Source organism: Pelotomaculum terephthalicicum JT (assembly GCF_022410535.1).
GTDB classification, from domain to species: domain Bacteria; phylum Bacillota; class Desulfotomaculia; order Desulfotomaculales; family Pelotomaculaceae; genus Pelotomaculum_D; species Pelotomaculum_D terephthalicicum.
Genome location: NZ_JAKNBL010000014.1, coordinates 15,061 through 34,328 on the forward strand (window position 1 = coordinate 15,061; position 19,268 = coordinate 34,328).

Annotated in this window: 22 protein-coding genes; 1 reads left to right on the forward strand and 21 read right to left on the reverse strand. The window is 49.6% G+C overall.

The window, feature by feature from the left end; genetic code table 11:
* Window positions 1-3: 3 nt before the first annotated feature.
* The 4 genes from L9W92_RS09925 to L9W92_RS09940 all read right to left on the reverse strand — a co-directional run bounded on the left by L9W92_RS09925 (window position 4) and on the right by L9W92_RS09940 (window position 3,438).
* Window positions 4-411, reverse strand: coding sequence for a DUF6075 family protein (locus tag L9W92_RS09925; protein ID WP_240083605.1), 408 nt, complete (start codon window positions 409-411; stop codon window positions 4-6).
* Between the two features lie 76 nt (window positions 412-487).
* Window positions 488-2,824, reverse strand: a complete 2,337-nt coding sequence (locus L9W92_RS09930) for a VirB4-like conjugal transfer ATPase, CD1110 family (RefSeq protein ID WP_240083606.1) — start codon at window positions 2,822-2,824, stop codon at window positions 488-490.
* Window positions 2,817-3,182 carry a PrgI family protein gene (locus tag L9W92_RS09935; protein ID WP_240083607.1) on the reverse strand — a complete coding sequence of 122 codons (366 nt, stop codon included), beginning with the start codon at window positions 3,180-3,182 and terminating at the stop codon, window positions 2,817-2,819. Before L9W92_RS09935 ends, L9W92_RS09930 begins: the two co-directional genes overlap by 8 nt.
* 58 nt (window positions 3,183-3,240) lie before the next feature.
* Window positions 3,241-3,438 (reverse strand): hypothetical protein, encoded by a 198-nt coding sequence (locus L9W92_RS09940; protein WP_240083608.1) that lies wholly within the window; start codon window positions 3,436-3,438, stop codon window positions 3,241-3,243.
* Between the two features lie 233 nt (window positions 3,439-3,671).
* Here L9W92_RS09940 and L9W92_RS09945 point away from each other — a divergent pair, with 233 nt between their 5' ends.
* On the forward strand, window positions 3,672-4,082 hold the full coding sequence (locus L9W92_RS09945) for a hypothetical protein (protein ID WP_240083609.1): 411 nt from the start codon (window positions 3,672-3,674) through the stop codon (window positions 4,080-4,082).
* A gap of 73 nt (window positions 4,083-4,155) precedes the next feature.
* Here L9W92_RS09945 and L9W92_RS09950 read toward each other — a convergent pair whose 3' ends face one another.
* The 17 genes from L9W92_RS09950 to L9W92_RS10030 form a co-directional block, all read right to left on the reverse strand.
* Window positions 4,156-4,740 (reverse strand): DUF3560 domain-containing protein, encoded by a 585-nt coding sequence (locus L9W92_RS09950; protein ID WP_240083610.1) that lies wholly within the window; start codon window positions 4,738-4,740, stop codon window positions 4,156-4,158.
* A 23-nt stretch (window positions 4,741-4,763) separates the two neighbouring features.
* On the reverse strand, window positions 4,764-5,603 hold the full coding sequence (locus L9W92_RS09955) for a VirB6/TrbL-like conjugal transfer protein, CD1112 family (protein WP_240083611.1): 840 nt from the start codon (window positions 5,601-5,603) through the stop codon (window positions 4,764-4,766).
* Window positions 5,604-5,667: 64 nt separating this feature from the next.
* Window positions 5,668-5,895, reverse strand: coding sequence for a hypothetical protein (locus tag L9W92_RS09960; RefSeq protein WP_240083612.1), 228 nt, complete (start codon window positions 5,893-5,895; stop codon window positions 5,668-5,670).
* Window positions 5,896-5,900: 5 nt separating this feature from the next.
* On the reverse strand, window positions 5,901-6,209 hold the full coding sequence (locus tag L9W92_RS09965; protein WP_240083671.1) for a glutamyl-tRNA amidotransferase: 309 nt from the start codon (window positions 6,207-6,209) through the stop codon (window positions 5,901-5,903).
* 21 nt (window positions 6,210-6,230) lie between these two features.
* Complete coding sequence (locus L9W92_RS09970; RefSeq protein ID WP_240083613.1) at window positions 6,231-7,994, reverse strand: VirD4-like conjugal transfer protein, CD1115 family; 1,764 nt, start codon at window positions 7,992-7,994, stop codon at window positions 6,231-6,233.
* A complete protein-coding gene (locus tag L9W92_RS09975; protein WP_092475092.1) occupies window positions 7,981-8,172 on the reverse strand; it encodes a hypothetical protein in 192 nt (63 codons plus the stop codon). Before L9W92_RS09975 ends, L9W92_RS09970 begins: the two co-directional genes overlap by 14 nt.
* 12 nt (window positions 8,173-8,184) lie before the next feature.
* Window positions 8,185-9,087, reverse strand: a complete 903-nt coding sequence (locus L9W92_RS09980; RefSeq protein ID WP_240083614.1) for an ArdC-like ssDNA-binding domain-containing protein — start codon at window positions 9,085-9,087, stop codon at window positions 8,185-8,187.
* Between the two features lie 6 nt (window positions 9,088-9,093).
* Window positions 9,094-9,906 (reverse strand): DUF3801 domain-containing protein, encoded by an 813-nt coding sequence (locus L9W92_RS09985; RefSeq protein ID WP_376741800.1) that lies wholly within the window; start codon window positions 9,904-9,906, stop codon window positions 9,094-9,096.
* Window positions 9,857-11,248: a relaxase/mobilization nuclease domain-containing protein gene (locus L9W92_RS09990; RefSeq protein WP_240083616.1), complete on the reverse strand. Its 1,392-nt coding sequence runs from the start codon at window positions 11,246-11,248 to the stop codon at window positions 9,857-9,859. The genes L9W92_RS09985 and L9W92_RS09990 overlap by 50 nt, the downstream gene beginning before the upstream one ends.
* Before the next feature lie 3 nt (window positions 11,249-11,251).
* On the reverse strand, window positions 11,252-11,593 hold the full coding sequence (locus L9W92_RS09995) for a hypothetical protein (protein ID WP_240083617.1): 342 nt from the start codon (window positions 11,591-11,593) through the stop codon (window positions 11,252-11,254).
* Window positions 11,586-11,921, reverse strand: coding sequence for a plasmid mobilization protein (locus L9W92_RS10000; RefSeq protein ID WP_240083618.1), 336 nt, complete (start codon window positions 11,919-11,921; stop codon window positions 11,586-11,588). The genes L9W92_RS09995 and L9W92_RS10000 overlap by 8 nt, the downstream gene beginning before the upstream one ends.
* 451 nt (window positions 11,922-12,372) lie before the next feature.
* Window positions 12,373-13,146, reverse strand: a complete 774-nt coding sequence (istB, locus tag L9W92_RS10005; protein WP_240083619.1) for an IS21-like element helper ATPase IstB — start codon at window positions 13,144-13,146, stop codon at window positions 12,373-12,375.
* Between the two features lie 16 nt (window positions 13,147-13,162).
* The gene (gene istA / locus L9W92_RS10010) at window positions 13,163-14,716 is read right to left on the reverse strand and encodes an IS21 family transposase (protein WP_240083620.1); all 1,554 of its coding nucleotides are present in this window, start codon (window positions 14,714-14,716) and stop codon (window positions 13,163-13,165) included.
* A 439-nt stretch (window positions 14,717-15,155) separates the two neighbouring features.
* On the reverse strand, window positions 15,156-15,968 hold the full coding sequence (locus tag L9W92_RS10015) for an HNH endonuclease (protein ID WP_240083621.1): 813 nt from the start codon (window positions 15,966-15,968) through the stop codon (window positions 15,156-15,158).
* A 286-nt stretch (window positions 15,969-16,254) separates the two neighbouring features.
* On the reverse strand, window positions 16,255-17,025 hold the full coding sequence (locus L9W92_RS10020; RefSeq protein WP_240083622.1) for a hypothetical protein: 771 nt from the start codon (window positions 17,023-17,025) through the stop codon (window positions 16,255-16,257).
* Between the two features lie 235 nt (window positions 17,026-17,260).
* A complete protein-coding gene (locus L9W92_RS10025; protein ID WP_240083623.1) occupies window positions 17,261-18,649 on the reverse strand; it encodes a hypothetical protein in 1,389 nt (462 codons plus the stop codon).
* Window positions 18,650-19,013: 364 nt separating this feature from the next.
* The gene (locus L9W92_RS10030) at window positions 19,014-19,256 is read right to left on the reverse strand and encodes a type II toxin-antitoxin system RelE/ParE family toxin (RefSeq protein ID WP_240083624.1); all 243 of its coding nucleotides are present in this window, start codon (window positions 19,254-19,256) and stop codon (window positions 19,014-19,016) included.
* Window positions 19,257-19,268 lie beyond the last annotated feature (12 nt).

Consider the following 19,268-nt stretch of genomic DNA (forward strand, 5'->3'; position numbering starts at 1 on the left):
TTGTTACCGCGCTTTTTCGTAAAGCTGGGGCACGGTGCGTTCCAAGCTCCGGCAATATTCGGGATAGCGAAGCCGGATGGCTTCAAAAAAGTAGGGGGCAAAGCCGCAGTCAAACAGCTCGTAGGGAGTGGAACGGTTTTCTTTTCCTTCCTCTGTCCAGCCGTTCCAGAGGTTGAAGGCCAGGCGGCACAGGCGGCGGGTTCCGCCCGTCTGCCACGCCGCCGCAAGACCCTCCGGTCTGATGCCGTCCTCGTTAAAATCAAAGAGGGTATGGATATTACACCTCGTTTCCGGGCAGATGCCCATTGCGTAAAAAAACGCCTGGTGATAGGGGTCATTATTGTGGGTTTTGGCCAGCATTTCGCTAAAAAAAGCCTTGTGTTCCCTGTCTGCAAACCGGATAGATTCCATTGTGTTTTCCTCCTTCAAAACAAATGAACGGCTGGCCGGGAAATTACGGCCAGCCGTTGGTGCTTGGCGGCCTGATTCAGCCCTGGGCCTGTTCGCCCGGCTTGGTAGTCATCAGGTTGTAGAGCTTGGTGTTGCGCGGAAACTGGTCGGTGAAGGGCACCAGGGAGCTGCCCACCTTGATGAGGCCGTTGCCCGCGTCCACGTTGGTGATATAGCTGAGCTGCAGGTCGGAAATGTTCAGGAGCTTGGCAAGCTCTCTTCTGTCCGTGGAAGCCTGGTTGAGCATGACAATGAATTCGCTGTTGGCCAGCATGGTCCGGGCCGTATGGCTCTGTAAAAGATCGTCCACGTTCTGGGTGATCCCCGTACAAAACGCGCCGTACTTACGCACCCGCTTCCAGAGGGTGAACAGGAAGTTGGCGCTGTACTCATGCTGAAAGAGCAAGTAGATTTCATCAATAATAATGAAGGTGTTTTTTCCCTTGGCTCGGTTCTGGGTGATGCGGTTCAGGATGCTATCCAGCACGACCAGCATCCCGATGGGCAGAAGCTGCTTGCCGAGATCCAGAATGTCGTAGCAGATCAGGCGGCTGGTCACGTCCACGTTGGTAGGCTTGGCGAAGGTGTTCAGGCTGCCTGAGGTAAAAAGCTCAATGGCCAAGGCGATTTCCTGAGCCTCCGGCTCCGCCTGCTTTAAAAGCTCCCCGTGGAAGTCCTGCAAGGTGGGCGTTTTCCCCTTGAAATTGCTTTGCAGGTATTTTCGGTAGACATTGGCGGTGCAGCGGTCGATCAGGGATTTCTGCTTCGCCCCCAGATTCTGGCCGCCAATAAGCTGCTCGCATAAGGACAGGACGAATTCGGATTTTAAGATGACCGGGTTTGCGCCGTCGCCATAGTCCTTGCTCATATCCATTGCGTTAATATGATTCGGGGAAGTCGCGGAAATATGGACGATCTCGCCGCCCAACGCCTTCACCAGCGAAGAATACTCGCGCTCCGGGTCGATGAGGATAATGTCGTCGTCACCAACCAGCATCTGGTTGACGATTTCCCGCTTGGCCGTGAAGGATTTGCCGGAGCCGGAAACGCCTAAAATGAAGCTGTTTCCGTTAAGCAGCAGCTTGCGGCTCGCGATAATCATATTTTTAGAGATCACGTTCTGCCCGTAGTAAATGCCGCCGCTATGGGCGATTTCCTGCGCCCGGAAAGGGATGAACACCGCCGTGCTTTCGGTGGTCAGGGTCCGGATGGCGTGGATTTTGCGCAGGCCGTAAGGCAGCGCCGTGTTCAGGCCGTCCATCTGCTGCCAGGTCAGGGGGGAAAACTGGCACAGGTGCTTTCTGGCCGTGGTCAGGAGGGTTTCCGTGTCGCTGTCCAGTTGCTCCTTACTGTCCGCCACATGCACCATTGTGAGGACGGTGAACATCATGCGCTGGTCGCGGGTGGTCAGGTCGTCCAGAAATTCTTTGCTCTCTTTCCTTTGCTGTTCCATATCATAGGGCACGACGGCGGAAAAGTTGTTGTTTTGGTTCTGCCGCCGCTGCCAGTTCGTTATGTTCGTTTCCACGCCCAGCAGCCGGTTTTCCACCTCCCGCACGGCCTCGTCGGTAGGGATGGGGATGATGTCCAAGGACAGCATCATGCTGCGGTTTAAGTCGCACAGCTCGGCCACCATGCTGTCCTTGATGAAGCTGGCGTATTCCCGCAGGAAAATGACGCGTCCGAACCTGTTGCCCATGCGGAAATAATCGCGTTCAAACTCCAGGGTGTCGGGGCAGATGTAGTCCTTGAAATCATGCCCCTTGCGCATGGTTTCGGACAGGTCGAAACGGAAAAACGTTTCCTCACCGGCCCGGAAAAAGTCGTGCAGGATTCTCAGGCGGTCGGTGGTGTCCAGCTCCGCGCATTTGGAGCCCAAGTGGGAAAAATGGGTGATGAGGTCGGTGCCGATGCGGGAAAAATAGTTCCGCGCTTCCTCAATGTTCTTTTTCGCCACCGACACGGTGACGTATTTGTCCTGCACGATGCTGTTCGCGCCGGTGGCCTTCTCTAAAAGCATCCGGTTGTATTCCCGGCGGTACTCGTCCAGCCCATCCTCCCGGAGGGGGATCAGAATGGAGCTTTCAAAGTCCGTCTTGTTCAGGCGGCGGTTGTTGATGGTGATCTTGGTGGTCGCGCCGCTGTCAAAGGAATTCAAAAGCTCCGAATAGGAGAGGAACATGGCTTCCTTGTCTTCCTTGGAGGCCACGGCGTAATTGATGTCCGCAAAGCGAAAGGTCCGGGAGAACTTGTTCCCTACCTGAAAAATCCCCTCCGGCCAGATGGCGCGGATGGGGATGGCCTGCTGCACGCCCTTGGGGACGACAAACCTTTCCTTGTCCTGCTTCATGATTTTTTGCAGGGTTTTAATCATGGTGTTTCCATGCCTCCTTTTCGCGTTTTTCCAGGGCGGGCTTCAGGGCTTCGTAATAGATGTTGGTCGGATGAAAGGTCAGGCGCTTGGGCAGGAGAAATTCCGATTTTATCCACGCCCAAATAAATTGTTCTGCCGTCATGCCGTGGTATTGAATAAAGCCGAGAGCGGCAAAGGGGGCGGCCCCCAGAATGCATATCCAGCTTACGGTTTCCGTGCCGAAGAAGCTGCGCAGGCCGAAGTAGATGCCGATGGCCACGATGACGGCCAGGACAGAGAAAATGAACTGCCGCATGGACAGTCCAAAAAACAAACTTTCGGTATAGTCCCGGATTTCCCGGTTGATCTTGACTTCCAAATATCATCACCTCCACAAAAATAGCGCCTCTTTCACGAAGCGCCAGTAGATTGGTTGCCTATCGTTCCCGCTGTTTTTTCCTGTGCCGTTCTTGCTCCTTAGTTACCTTGACTACCAAAGCGTCAACCTTGCGGTTCTGCGCCATAAGCGCCTCATCCTGGGTGAGGGGGATGCCGTTTTTCAATGCTTCATCCGCAAGCCTGTTGAGTTTTTCCTTCTCTTTTTCCAGTTCTTCATGGTAATTCACCCGTTTCACAGTGAAGCCTCCTTTGCCTCGGTCGCTGCGGCAGCATTCCATTTCTTTTTTACATGCGTGATATGGACCAGAAGGAGGGGTTGTTCGTGCCGTAGCCATCCATCTTCATCTTCCTGGTGATGCTCCTGCTAAACTTCATGTTCAAGATTGCCTCGATTTTTCGGCCTTATTTGTATATTTGCGCCGCGTGATATAATGGAAATATACGGTTTATGGGGAGAGGAGTGACCATTATGGCAGCCGCGGCCCTTATTTCTCTTTGTCTTACGGTGGGGTTGCTCATTCTTTCTTTCATATTCAAAGCGGCAGGAAAGCTCCGGCTGACGATTCCCGTCCTTTGCTTCCTGCTTTTCGGCACCGTGCTGAACAAGTGGGCGCTGGAGCATGAGACCTTGGCGTATATCATCCTGTTCTCGTTGCTCGGCCTGACCGTGTTGAGCTGGATTGTATCGCTGATAAAGGCGATACGGCGCAAACGGGACGAGAAATACCTTGAAGATGACGTCGTGTGGCAGATTCGCCGGGCCAGAGAGATGGGCGTACCCCTTGACAAGGTTCAGTTCAACGAGCAGGGGGATTTGCTTGACCCCAGAACAGGGAAACCTGTTGTTTACGGGGATGGCGTTCCGTTCAAGGACATGTGAGGATACCGGATTTTCGTGTCCGGTATCCCTTTTATAATCCCCATCACTTCACACACCGCATCATCTGTCGTTATCACCGCGCCCCGGTATCCCGCTGCGGAGCTTTCGGCTGCAAGTCCGTCGGCCTCCTGCCGTCAAGCGGCTTGACAAAATCGACATAGTTCACGGCATAGATAGCATTGTCGTTTAGCTGCCGCTGCCATGCGCCTTCTCGCGGCGACCAGTGAAAGCCCTTGTGTTTCAAAACGGAACATCTTTCTTTATCCGGTCTCTCGTCGAAAAAAAGCTGCAGGCGATTGATGTTATTGTTGACGACCGCCTCGCCGCCCGCAAATTTCCATCCGACAAAACCGACCTCGCGATGTCTTTCAATCTCATTGATCCGCTGCTTGATCCGTCTTATCTCGGAATTGTTGCTGGTCAGTTCATAGCTTGCAAACGGCTGCTTATCCCAAGAATAAGACGAGCTTTCGATTTTCACGTCAATTTTCGCGGCCATCTCGTCCGGCACACCGGGGCAGCCCTTGCAAGTGCCGAACTTTCGGTAATAGGCGTTGACTTCTTTCATGAACGTCTGCCGTTTCTCGCAGGCTTCCAGCTTCGCGTTCAGCTTTTCCAGAGCATTGGGATCGCTGCTTGAAATCGCTTTATTACTCATTTTGTTTTCCTCCCATCCAAAAATTATAGTCCCATCATCTCTCGCACCACCCGGTCGGCCATCTTCACCGCGCCGACCAGGATCAGCATGTTGAAAACTAGTTCCCCGATATAGCTCCACACCATCGTCACGGCGCTGGCGCTGGCGTCCACCACCGGCGGGGCGGCCGCAAAGACGGAAAAGATGACGCAGGCCAGGACGATGATGGCCCCCTCCAGGCAGACGGCGGTATAGCTTTTGAGGAAGGCTTTGCCAATGCTCTGGCTGGGCTCCCCGGCAAAGGAGGCCAGCGGCACGGGAGCGATGGCGGTATAAAGATAGAGCTTGAAGAATCTGCCGTACACCGACAGAATCATGATGAAGGACAATACCGTGATGAACAGGCTGCCGATAATCGTCACCGCCCACAGAGGAATGCTCGCCAAGAAGCTGCACTCCTCGACGGCCTGCACGATGGCCTGCGGCAAAACGGCTTGGCTGGTGGTTCCGAAGCCAACGCTGCCCATGATGGTGGAGACAATCCCCTGGGCAATGTCAAAGAGCGCCATCATCAATTCCAGCCCGTAGGTCACAACGCCTTTGGCCAAAGCGAAGCGGATGAACAGCTTCAGAGCATGCTCCGGCTTTTTCACTTCCGCAAAGCTGCCGCAGGTCTTGACCACACCGATGACAAAAAACAAGACCAGCAGGGCCAGACCGATGGCCTGCAACGCGCCGTGGATATCGGCAATGACGTTCCAGATGCCGCCGCCCCGGAATTCCGTGGGGGACTGGGTGACAAGCTGCCAGATTTCCGCCAGCTTTTCGTTCCAGGTTCCCAGGGCGCTGTTCAGGTTCTCAATCACCCAGTTGCCGCTTTCCAAATAAACTCACCTCGTTTCCAAGGCAAAGCCCGCGTTTCAGGCGCGGACTTTACTTCCATGATCGTTACCGGCATGGTTCGTCCCTGCCGGGCTTTTTGTCTTTGATGACGCCATACTTGTCATCCACATAGAAATGATTGACAAACGGGTTGTAGATCGCATGGCACTTAACGCCGTTATATTCGGCAAGATAATCGTTGTTGCCCAGCCGCCCCAGGATGGTAGCTTCCCGCAGTTCGCCGTCCAGTGAATGAATGTGCATTTTTTCCGTGATCGGGAATTTGTTAAACATGGTAATCAACCTCCTGTAATGAGATTAAGGATTTCCTTGACAAAGGTGATGATGACGCCGCCCGCCAGGGTCAGGAAGCCGTTGGCACGCTGGCTTGGGTCGTGGGATTTCAGCGACAGGCCGATCTGCACGATGCCGAAACCCAGCAGGATCATTCCGATGGCGCGGATCAGCCCGAAGATAAATTCCGACAGATTGTTGACCACCTGAAGCGGGTCGCCGGCCGCGTAAGCGGGGACGGCGAAAAGGGCCAGCAGCAGCGCCAGTGCGCAGCAAACCGCAAAAACCCTTTTGGTTTTTCCAAACATTTTCATCAAGATAATTCCTCCTCGTTTTTATGATAGGGACAGGCTTTCGAGTTCTTCCTCGGAAAGCAGCTCGTAATCGCCGTCTTCCTTTAAGGCCACGGCCTGCCAGTCTAAGGCGTGCTCCGTGGTGCCGTGCCGGTAGGATTGGCCGCCGCCGTCAACCGTCAGCTTTAAATTCGGGTGCTTGAGAATATCGTACTTGTCGTCCATCACGGCGTGTTCGCCCCGGATGAACAGCAGGGCGTAGCGGTTGTCCAGCATCCGCACCTCGTCGGGGGTAAGAAGCTCCCGGCCCGACAACTGATAATTGGTGGAATAGCTGCCGTTTCTTCCCGCGCTCTTTCCGTAGGTGTTCAGGTCGATGGTTTCTTTGCCTAAAAGCTCGGACACATACTTGTGGGTGGATTGCTCGTTGCCGCCTAAATACAAAAATTCATCGCAGTTGCCGACAATGGATTCCCAGGTGTCTTTGAACAGGGCTTTGAGCTGAGCCAGGTTTTGCAGGATGATGGAGACACTGACCTCCCGGCTGCGCATGGTGGAAAGCAGCTTGTCGAATTCATCCGGCAGGGCGACGTTGCTGAATTCGTCCATCACGAAATGGACGTGCAGGGGCAGCCTGCCGCCGTAAACATGGTCGGCCAGATAGTAAAGCTGTTGAAAAAGCTGCGTGTAGAGCATCCCCACGATGAAATTGAAGCTGCTGTCGTTGTCGGGGATCACCGCGAACAGGGCCGTCTTTTTCTCCCCGATGGCGGGCAGCGCCATTTCATCCACCGTGGTAATTCCGGCAATGGTGGACAGGTTGAACTTTTCCAGCCGGACGCCCAGGCTGATAAGAATGCTTTTCGCCGTCTTCCCCGCCGCCAGCTTGAAGATGTTGTACTGTTTGACCGCCAGATGCTCCGGCTCCCGCATGGCCAGCCGCTCAAACAGCTCGTCCAGGGGGCTTTGGTAGGTTTCGTCCTCTTCCCGCACCTCGGCGGCGGCGATCATCTCCATGACCATCGGGAAGTTTCGCTCATCCTCCGGCGCTTCGTAGAGGAGGTAGAGGATGAGGGCCTCCAGCAGGGCGGTTTCGGAGCGTTCCCAAAAGGGGTCGTTGGTGTTGGAGCCCTTGGGTGTGGTGTTGCGGATCAGGTTGGTGACCAGCTTCAGCACGTCCTTGTCGTCCTGCAAATAGGTAAAGGGATTGTAGCAGTGGGACAGATGCATGTTGATTAAATCCAGCACCTTGATGTCATAGCCCTTGGCTTGGAGCAGGTTTCCGGTATCCCGTAAAATCTCTCCCTTGGGATCGAGGATCACAAAAGAGGTGTTGGCCTGCATCACGTTGGGCTTAGCGTAAAATCGGGTCTTGCCGGAGCCGGAGCCGCCCACCACCAGGACATTCAGGTTGCGCCGGTGCTTCCTGCCGTCCAGCCCGATGCGGACGTTCTGGGTCAGGATTTTGTTCTTCTGCGGATTCTTGTCCCGGTATTTCTTATCGACAGCCGCCGCGCCGCCCCAGCGGGCGCTGCCGTGTTCCTCCCTGGGCCGGTAATTGCGCTTGGTGGACAGGTATATCCCGATGCCCATACCGTAGGCGGCGACAAAGAGCAAAACGCACTTGGGCGAATTGTCTACCCATCGGATATGAAACGGATCGTTCATCGCCGCCGTGAGGTTTTCCAGGATTTCGGGCAGGCCGCCGGAAAGGGAGGGGGCGACCAACAAGGCCGCCCACACCACCGGAATTAAAAAAACCGCCCAGAGGATGAGATTGCTCTTGGCGGTTTCATCGCGCCTCATCGTGGTTCCTGCGCTTCTGTTTTTTGGTCGGGGCGTCGATGGTTTTCAAAAGCAGTTCGTCCACGGCGTCGGTGGGCCGTTCCTCTTTAATCAGGTCGTTTCGCAGTTCGTTCAAAGCGTTCACCACCACGCCGTATTCGTAGTCGTCCAGGGTCAGCACCCTTTCTTCTTCCTTCACGGGCGATCCCTCCTAACGTTCCGGTTCCTGCCGCTTTTGCTGACGCTGCTGGTTGAGCATCCGGTTCATGCAGCCGGAAATTTCGTTGGCGGCCTCGCGTATAACGGACAACTCGGTGCGGATTTCTTGCGGCTCTAAAGTCTCCAGCATTTGAGGGACCCCCTCGAAGTGATAGAAGCCATCCGTTTCCACGCCGTACTGCTTGCAGAGCATATACGACACGCAATAGGCGCGGAAGCCCTGCTCGGAACGGTTGTAGCTCCCGTCGCCCTGGTCCATTTCCGCCTGGGCCAGCTCCTGGGCGAGGGCGCGGAAAATATGATTGGCGTCCAGGCCGCGCCGGATTTGGATTTCCCGCGTGTCCGGCTGGTACAGGGCGTTCACGCCGCTCGGCAGCGTGTCGCTGATGCGGACGGGCACGGGGGCGTGGGCCAGCAGTGCCTTGATGCGGGTACGCTCGTCAGGATGGACGGGGGTTTCCCGTTTGCGGCTGTTTCCGGTTTGGGAAATGTCGAACATCTTTTTGGGGTTGTAGCTGATGCCGGTGGAACCGTCCGCGCGCCGGTATTCCTCGCCCGGCTCGATGATGTAAAAGCCGGATTCCTTTTTGCGGATGTACGCGCCCTGCTCCTTCCAGGTGTCAAAGTCCGCGATGCGGGTGGCCTCCGGCTTCTGCGCCAGGATTAGCAGGGCGTTGGAAACGCTGTAGCGGTCAAAGCGGCTCTGCACGTTCAGATACTTCTGGAAGGTGTCGCCGTCCCGCGCCACGGCTGTCGCTGTTTCATCGATCAAGGCGTACACCGCTTCCCGCTGCTCCTGCTTTTTCTGCGCCCAGGCTTCCTTGTCGAAAGGCTGGTCGCTTATGGGCGCGGCTTGGCTTTGTTCCTGCCGGAAAAGATCGTCAAAATTGCTCATCTCACTTTACCTCTCTTTCGGTTTTTTAGATTTGGATTTTGCTTTCGGTTGACCAGATTTGGCGGGCTGGCCGGTGGATTTGGATTGCTCCTTGGATTGTTCGCGCTTGGGTTCCGCCTGCTCCCTGTGGGCTTCCCGGATTTCCTTCAGTTCCTGCCGGACGGATTTTCGCTCCGGCTCACTCGTACCCTCGGCGGCTTTCCCGCTGCGCTCGTAAGTAGGCTCGGACGGACGGGATTTCTCCGCCTTCGCCGCCGTAGGGTCCGTCGTGGGGTTTGGGTTGTCGGTCCGCTCCTGGTCCGGCTCCGGTTGCTCGGGCTTGGCCATCAGTTCGTCCAGAAAATCGTCCGCGCTTTTTTCGGCGGGCGTTTCCTTTTCGGCGGGTGCTTTTTCTTCTTGTTTGGCGGCCCTGGATTTCTGGATTTCGCTCTTGATGCTGGCGGTGTCCACGGTGGCCAGCTTGAAGCGTTCCACGATGCGGTTAATCTTGGAGGCGTCCTCGGCCCGCACCATGATGTCGCACATGCCATCCGTGTCCTTTTTATCGCGGAGGGCGCAATAGAGGACGCCGTAGCGTTTGGCCTCCTGGGTGAATTTCTGCAGGTCCTCGTTCCTGACCGCGAAGACTTTCAGCTCCTTGCCGCTGCGCAACAGCCCCTCCAGCCGGATTTTCCCCCTGGTTTTCTTTTGGCCGGTGAGAACGGCATACAAATAGGTGGCGAGGTTTTTGGCTCCCTCGCCGGAGATTTTGGCCATTACCTCGATCCCTTTAAGAGTCATGTTGACGACTTGATCTGCGGCGGCGGCTTCGCTGTTCATAGGCTTTTGCCTCCTTTCGCTGCTGGATTTCTTCCTGCTTGATCCGGGACAGCTTTTCCTGCATTTCCCCGGAACGGGACAGGATGCCCGCGCAGAGCTTCACCTCCTTGCGAAGCTGGCTGATTTGGCCGGCCAGCCCGGCAATTTGCTCCTTATAGGCTGTCGCCTGCTCCTCATCCCCGCACCGGCGGATGCGGTTGTAAAGGGACTTGCGTTGGGCGGACAGGGTGCTCATTTCCTGCTCCACGGTTGAGCGGTAGGCGAAAAGCTGTTCCTTGCTGGAAATACGGTTTTTGCAGAGAAGCTTGGTTTGGGCGGTGATTTCCTCCAGATGCCGGAGGTCCTCGCGCAATAAAAAATGCGTCCTTTTGCTGGACGCGCGGGGCTTGGGCAGGATGCCCATTTTATAGAGGTAGTGGAAGTATAACGCTTGCAGGCCGGTGAGCTTTTTCGCTGTCTTGAGAGAACCTTTGAAGGCACAGCGTTTTCGCTTCGGCTCCGGCAAGGGGGGTGGCCGCCGGGGTGTGCGGTTTTGCAGGATGCGCCGTTTGATAGCTTCCTCGGCGTAATCGTCGCCCAGGATTTTCAGCCGGACAAACCGCTCCTTGCCTAAAGGACGCACCGCCAGGTGTTTCACGCCGGTTTTGACTTCATAGCCCTGTTTGCGCAGGGCGGCGATAAACTGGGTGAAGGTCATGGCGGCGGCAATGGCTTGGTCCACGTCCTCCCGGATCAGGCCCCGCCAGGTGGGTTTGCCTTCCCGCTCGGCCTTCCATTCGGCGTAGTGCTTGGACTTGCCGCGCTGCGGGTTTTCGATGACGGACAGGGCATATTCCCGGCACAGCCGGTCGGAGGTCTTGCGCATGAGAGCGTAGCTGGCGTTGTTGTCGTAATATTTTTTCCCATCGACAAAGGACACGGAATTCAGGACGAAATGGTTATGAAGATGCTGCTTGTCCAGGTGGGTGGATACCACCACCTCAAAGCGGTCGCCCCAAAGCTCTTTTGCCAGTTTCACGCCGATGGCGTGGGCGGTTTCGGGGGTGGCCTCTCCCGGCGCGAAGGCTTGGTAGCCATGAAAGGCCAGGATGCCGTCCTGCTTCTGATATTGCCGCTTTGTGCGGCCCATCTGCTCGCAGGCGGTGGCCGGGTCGCAGTTAATGCCGGTCACATAGAACTGCTTTTCGGTTTTGACATCCTGCTGGGTATAATCCAGCACCTTGCGTAAGCCCTGAAAGTCGGGACTGGTAAAATCGGGGTTTTCGGTTTTTTCAGGGTTGGCGGCGTAGTTGATTACTCGGTCAAGGCGGTCGGTCACGTCCCATATTGCTGTGGTTGCCATCGGTCATCGCTCCGGCTCCCCGTGCTTTTTCATCAAAGGGTGATTTCCAAAGCCATCTTGTTTATTGCAAGCCCTTACAATAAGCTCAAGCACGTCGTTCACACACCGCACTTCATTTTGGTATTTGTCGGTCACAACCTCCAGGGGGTTTTGAAACAGCAGGAGGCAATCCAGTTCCTCCGGTTCATAGTGATGGTCTACTGTCAAATACCAGTGGGCCTGGGTATAGGCGGCGATTTCCTCCGCTTTTTCAAAGATGCGCTGGCCGTTCAGTCTAAGCATTTTTGCCTTGTAATCCATAAAGTTTCGGTTGATGCGGTTTATTAGTTGTGCTTCCTTATTCATCGGTTCTCCTTTCCGGCGCTGTGACCGCCTCCATAATATCCTGTACCGCCTTTCTGAGCCGGTTGGCTTCATATTGAAACGCCGTCTTGTCAATATGCCCGGTGGCATTGGCCTTGGCCGCAATCTGGTTTAGGTTGCTGCCGATGGCGTGCAGTTCCCGTGTCATGGAAAAATAGTCGGGAGGGGGTAGCTCCTTGGGCACATAGCCGTTGATGAGGGAACGGAGATAGCCTTCCTGTGAAAGCCCCGATTTTTTTACCTGCTTGGCAAGATTCTGCTGTTCTTTGGCATTCAGCCGTATAATGATTTGGATATTCCGTTTTCTCATCGTTCCGGCTCCTTTCGCGTAGGATGGGTGTCCTTGCACTCAATGAGGGCGCGAAATTCCTCCCGCCACTTTTGTTGCAGTTTGTTCATTCATAGCACCTCTTTTCTTGATAATAGGAGTGCAGCATGAAGGGGGTATTAGGGGCGAAAGCCCCTAACAAGCGAATTTGGCTAGCCAAATTCAGTGCTTGCTGCAACACACAAGACCACTGTCTTGTGTTGGGTGTGGGTTATGATTGTTCTTATATCACCAGCCGAAAAGAAAAGGCAGGAGGTCATCGCTCCTGCCCGTGTGTGTCCATTTCCTTTTCCCGTGTGCTAAAATCCACGCCAGCGAAGTGTTCCGCATCAAGTGCTTAATCTGGCCGATTCGGCCGGCAATCTGGTCACATTCGGCCTCCGAATCCGATAGGATTCGGCCACCTCGTGAAGTGTTTTCAGTTTAACAAAAATTAATTAGCGTTTGCAATATCACCATCGCTATTTGAGTCTTGATAATCATTTAGGGCACGTTTTGAAGGGCCGTAAAGCTCGAATCGGTAGGCATTGTGTACGAGTCGATCCAGTACGGCATCAGCCACTGTGCTGTCCTCAAAGAGTTCATGCCACTCTTTAACGGGAAGTTGTCCAGAAATAATTGTCGACCGGTATCCAAACCTATCCTCAACAACTTCAAGTAGATCCCGTCCGGAAACCGGGTCAAGGACAGCCATGCCCCAATCATCAAGGATTAACAGGTCAGTTTTCTTGAGTTCACGCATCAACCGATTGTAAGAACCGTCGCCACGGCTAATGGCAAGGTCTGTAAGCAGCCGATTAACGCGGTAGTATTTTGTTTTTAACCCCTGACGGCAGGCGGAATTGCCGAAAGCACAAGCAAGATAAGTCTTGCCCGTACCGGTTGCACCAGTAACAATAAGATTCCGATGTTCTTTTATCCATGTGCCGTCAGCAAGCCTGGCCACATAAGCACGGTCGAGCTTTCGGCGAGGATCGTAATCCAAGTCTTCCAGGCATGCCCCTTGAATACGGAGATTGGCTAGACGTAGCAGCTTGGTTAACCGGCTATTATGGCGTGAAGTCCATTCAGCATCAACCAGCATACCAAAGCGTTCTTCAAAACTCAGGGCAGTTGTATCAGGGCTTTCCAATTGTCGGCGGTATTCCCTGCCCATAGATGACAGTTTCATTGACACAAGTTTCTCCAAGGTCTGATTATTCAGCATCCTGTTCACCTCCCCTCTATGTATAGTAAGCCGCACCGCGCACATTTTCATGGCTAGGCGTAGCTTTTTGGGGAGCCGAAACTTGTGGTTTGACAAAATCCTGTCCATTTTTCAGGATATTAGCCACTGTTGTATAGGTGCAAGAATTCATGGCTTTTGCTTTGGTACAGGCGGTTTCCAGACGTTCAGGGCTATACTTTTTGGACATCTGTAAAAGTCCCATGCAGGACTTATAGGCCTGTTCCTCTATCTTCTGGGCCGTAAGCATCTTGTCTATGACATACAATGTGTTTTCCCCGATATTCTCAGCCCATAAGCGGTATCTGCTGCCGTTGAATTGCTTGGCATCCCAGTATTTTCGGTGATGCTCTGGCATATGAGCCGGGTCGGTTACATATCTTTTTCCGCAATATCTGCGGGCGTGAGAGGCAATCCTTATACGGTTCGAATCAAATACCTCTATGCTGGTTGAGGTTGCTCTTATGGTTACTTTTTGCCGATAGGACGTATAAGGAACCGAGTAGTAGAACCCGTCATATTCCACATGATAATTATCTGGTACAGTACGCAACTTCATATCGGCAGTTTCAAAGGGTGAAAGAGCTAAAGGCCGTAGTTTCGGACGGTCAAGCTCATTGAATACTGAAAGTCTGGTTCCTGGCCGTTTCTGGTATGGCCGCCGTACCAGTTCTGAAAGCCTGTATCTTATGGCTGAATTGAGTTCGCCAAAACTAAAAAACTGCTGATTTCTAAGCCAGCCCAAAAGCCATGTTTCCAGCCAGCGAACCCCTTCTTCGACAGGTGCTTTGTCTTGCGGCTCTCGGATCCTGGCTGGTATGACTGCCACATTGTAATGTTTAGCAAGTTCCCAGTAGGCTGGGTTGATTACCGGATCATAATGCTGTGGTTTGGTTACAGCTGTTTTACAGTTATCTGGCACGACAATACGAGGTACGCCGCCATAGTATTCAAAAGCGTGTGTATGGGCGAGCAACCATTTGTCCAGTTTCTCGTCAGGAAAGGCTTCAACATACGGGTACCCACTGTTACCCAAGGTGCATACGAAAAAATGAGCATCGCAGATTTCACCAGTTGATGGGTCTATGATAAGCGGCAACGTGACGCCCATCCAATCTACAAACAATTCCTTGCCAGCTTCACGTTCCTGATGCATAGTGAGGTTTTTACCAGAATACCCTTTCCAACGATTGTATCGTTCGCAAAATTGGCTGTATTCCAATCCATTTGGATTCTGGGCCTTATATTCTTCCCACAGAAACCGCAGATTTAGGTTCGGGTGTTTCTGCAGTTCTTTGTAAATGTAATCATAATCTGGCTCAGGTTTTATGTATTTCTTTCCTGCAGAAGCTGGATACAGAAGCTTCTGTAGGGCTTCACTGGTCATAACTGATGCTTTTTCGTAGCAAAGGCCTATTTCACGACAGCGTCGCTGCACCTCTCCTACGGTTGATCTGGCACAACCAATACTGGTTGATATTTCGCGTTGGCTGTGGCCATTTTCGGTTAGTCTTAGTATTTCAAGTATTTTCACAGGTTCCTCACACCTCATTGCTTTCTCCCCCTACGATGCTTATTAAAGAATTGTAGGGGATTTCCCTCACGAGGTGGTAGAACCCTTTAACCTGGCCGAATGTCTCCAGATTTACCGGCCGAATGTGAGCGGAATCAGTGGCCGAATGTCTCCAGATTCACCGGCCGAATGTGGGCGGAATCACCGGCGGCCGAATGTGAACGGAATATGCATCAAGGACATAGTCCTCGTTTTTGTACGCGTCCGTACCATCGCTTCGGCTTGTTCTGCGTTCGCTTTGATCTCAATGGTTATGAAAAAGCGTTTCCTTGATTTCCACCTGATAGATTTTCATAGGGACAGTCCTCTTTCTTTAATTTTGGGCAAAAGAAAAAGGCACTGATTTTAGCACCTTTAACAACAATTAAAAACTGATTATATTGTATAGATAATGCAAATGTATCCGTATGAAGTTCAGCTATAACCTATACCAGATAAATTCCATTTTATTGCCTTCATTATCAACCAAATCATTTATAACACTATAATCAGGGAATTGTTCATCCAATATAATACCAAATCTATCCTGTCCAATATCAAAAATAAATAAACGAGTGTTATATCTTATTAGGTCATATATACCATACCTATATAGCGTACGCGTTTCCATAGAATCATTATCTTCATCTATTTTAAAATTAATTAGTGACTTATTCAATGAGCTATGTAGAACTGGCCAAATAGTTTTAACTGTACCATATCTAGCGTACTTCCTTATATCATCATATCTTTTATCAAAAACTTCATCTCCATAAGCTTTATATAAGAATTCAAGTGCCATTTTCCCTAAAAATCTGCCTATTTGTATCAGCATCTTTGGAGTCATCATAATATTAATTTTGTTTTTATTTCCACTCAAAATACTATTTTGCAATTCCTTATCATTTATTTCAACTTCAACAATTGATTCTTCCGAGATATTTGCAGGATGAAAAATAATATTGTTATCATTATATATGTGAGTATCTGGAATAGAACCTTTTTGTATTAAAGGTAGCGTAGTATCATAATAAGGCGATTTTCCTTTTTTACTCTTTAAATTATACAGAACACGCCAAAAAGCAAAAGGTGACTTACTCAATACATACGACTCTACCTCTTTACCAAAGTAATTCTGGCACTTGTCGCACACAACTCCTGTTAAAATATTTTCAGTATTTCCTAATGATTCTGGGATTATATGTTCAACTGTAGTATATGGACCATCTGACATACAGAAAATACAACTCATTTTGACCACCTATTAAAAATTTTTCATTTCCTCATATAGGCAAACCCTATCCAGTTTATGGGAAGTTAACTTAAGAGATAGTAGTCTTCAAAGGAGTTAGTTGATAGAGGAACCTCGTGAGAGATAGCTTCTTTATTTTATATCGTAGAGAACTGACAATGTCTTGTCGCTTTCTTATTCCAGTTTCAAACAGGTTAGGCTACAGGTTAAATGATCTTACTTTAACTTTTCATTACTATATAAGGTATTTCGTCCAGAGCGGAAATGCGAAGTTAGCCGCCGTTAGCTATGATTGATAGTGGATTTTTATGTCCTCGTAGGCATTTAGAAGCAACCCATAAATAGTGATTATATGATCGACAAAACGTAACATATGGGGATATACGCTCCCGGTATTCATTTCTTTATGTCCATTAATCGATTCACGGGTGTCCGAAATATTTTCTCCCAGTTTGTGAAGAGTATCTTTAATTAAAAAATCAGTTTCGTAATACACTATTTGAGGAATTAAGCTTAAAATTTCTGAAAAACGCACTTTAAAGTCCGTAGTCTCATATAATTCTATTGCAATGTCGCTCAAAGATTTTTCGTATGCAATTTGAGGATCACTATGAAATTTTGAGTATTTTTTAATATCGTAGTCTTTCATTGCTTCATATAGGTGTTTCAATCCTTCATGTCCTTCTTGTTTCAACTCAAAAGCACTGAAAAGGTTTGTATGGTATTTAAATCCACTCCCTTTTACCTGATCAATCAGTTGAAACTTCATTTCGATATCCGTTGTACACTCACATAAACGTTTCACGAGCATTCTATACAAATTTTTGAGCAGCTCTTTTTTCAAACTTTCTTCGCGCTTTTGAAAAATATGATTGATGAGCTTAAAGAAAATGAATGAAACTATATACCCTATTGATATCTGATAAATAAAGTTGAATAAAGCCCCTCCATGAATTGGCCCTATTACATATTCCGGCAAATCAAAGGTAAATATATATACCACACATATCAGTAGGGCAAGGTATAAGATTTTGATTAATATTTTTTCGTCCTTCATGTATTTGCTTCTCCTCTTTGCTAATGGCGGCTAACGGTCCCGCATTGCCGACGTCTTCCGACCTTAAAGCGAAGGCCAAGCCCTAGAAAGCTCTTTTCTTGGGCTTGGGCGAGCCGGCCGCTGCCGCGGTTAGGTCGGGAGATGTGGCGCGCCCGCCCGTGAGAACCGCTACCCGCGCCCTCGCCAATGCATGGTTAGACGACGTATGAGTAAAATTTAACACACGATTATTATTTTATTTTTGATTTCTAATCTCTTTAGTTAGTTTCCATAAAAAATATGATGAATTCTGTTTTACTGCAGATGAATAATCTAAAATATCTTTATAACCTTTAGCTAACGCTATCGCAGCAGTATATAAACTATAACCTCCTGTTTGAATAACAGGCAATAAACTCGCTCCTAAAATAATCAAATCTGCTAAGAATGCCTTCTTAAGATGGCTTATTTTTTTATTTATTTCATTAACTTGTACTTCCATTAACTCATGAGATACATTTTCTATTTTCTTCCTTAATACGTCTCTATCATCAATAAACCTTAATTCTCTTAATTGCTTCCTCAATTCTGTCCTAAAATTATAAAATGCCTCCCCATCTTTATTACGTATATCCATCAGTTTTTCAACAGGACAATCATTTATTATTGGTAAGTCAATCTGCATTATTATATTTGACAAAAAGTTTTCAAGATTATCATCGGTTTTATATTTCAAGTTTATAAGTTCTGAGATAAACGACGAAATTGTTAAATATGAACTCCCGAGTTTCCCACTATAAATTAATTCCGTAAAGACATCTTGAAATAATCTTATTGCAGATCTATTTATTGATTGATAAACCCATCTGTTGAATTCAGCTTCTGTGGGTGGTTCATCCGGTAGCCAATTTCTAAATTGAGCAAGTCCAGTTTGCTCATCAAATGATACTACTTCTGTTTTGAAAAGCATATATGTATATCCAACTGGAGAGTTATGACCTCTAAAATTGACTTCTATCCCTCTTGATATCTCAAGAGCCTGACCAGAAGTTATATGCCAGCCATCTTTGGCTTTTTTTACAGAATTAACAAACGCCTTATCTTTGAAATACTCCATTATTTCTTTAGGTAAATCGTCAGCAAAATAGTTTTTAGAATAATATAAAGGAATATCTTTGGGGGGCTCATGCAAAATACTCAATGGAAAAAATTTCACAAACTGTCCTGCAACTAAAGGTGTACATTTTTTCATATATTCTATATTTCGAACAAGTTTTTTCTTATCTATGGTCTCATCACTTGAGAAACCCAAATATTGGTTCATTGCTTTTGACATGTTTCCTTGGGTAACCGTCATCTCAAATATAGGGTCGTCAATAATTAGCTTGTCAAAATATAATGCATGTTGTTTTACCAATTTATCATTTGGTAAATAAGATTGAAAAGACTGCATCAAAACAGATAGTTCCTCTTTATTACATCCTGCCTCACCTTGAATATCGTCAATATTTCTAAGTATGTATTCACGATAACTTTGAAGTTCTTTCTTAATCTCTTCATCGCTCGTGTCAGAAAATTCATTCTCAAGATTTCGGTCACAAAAAAGAGGACTTTCTGTTAAGAAATCATACATAATATTTGACATGTAAATCACTCCCGTATACTGATATGTCGTCTAACGGGGCGCGGGTTTACGAAGTCCTTGAGCCTTAGAGTTGCTTGCAACTCTTGGCGAAAGGATTTTGTAAACCTGCTGATAGGTGGCGTCGCGAGCGCTTTGCGCGAGCGAGCCTATCAGCAGGCGAAGCCCGCGCCCCGATAATCGGACGAGCGAGCGCAGCGAGCGATGTCCGCTTATCTACTGAATAAACGAAGTTGTTTCGTCTATCTGTACTATATCTAACTTCACGTTATAGACATACCCCCGAAAGCTCAGTAATTTCCTAATTTTTAATCTAACAACCATTTACACCATATATCGAAATCTACCGTACCAGCCACCCATAATCCTATCTGCAATCCACGATATAGTCAACGTACACCGTCTGATCCTTGATTTGATACAGAATAAGATACCACTTTTCTACGAACATCTTATGGTATTTATTGAGCGGTATAAACTCGGCATTGAGAAATGGACAACGCTCCGGCAATTGATGCAGGAAATGGATGGCGTCCATCAGGTCGTTTTTGATTTTGTGGGTAGCGGCGGTGTTTTTCTGCGCCAGAAAACAGGCATGGCCCACCAGCATTTAGCGGAAGCG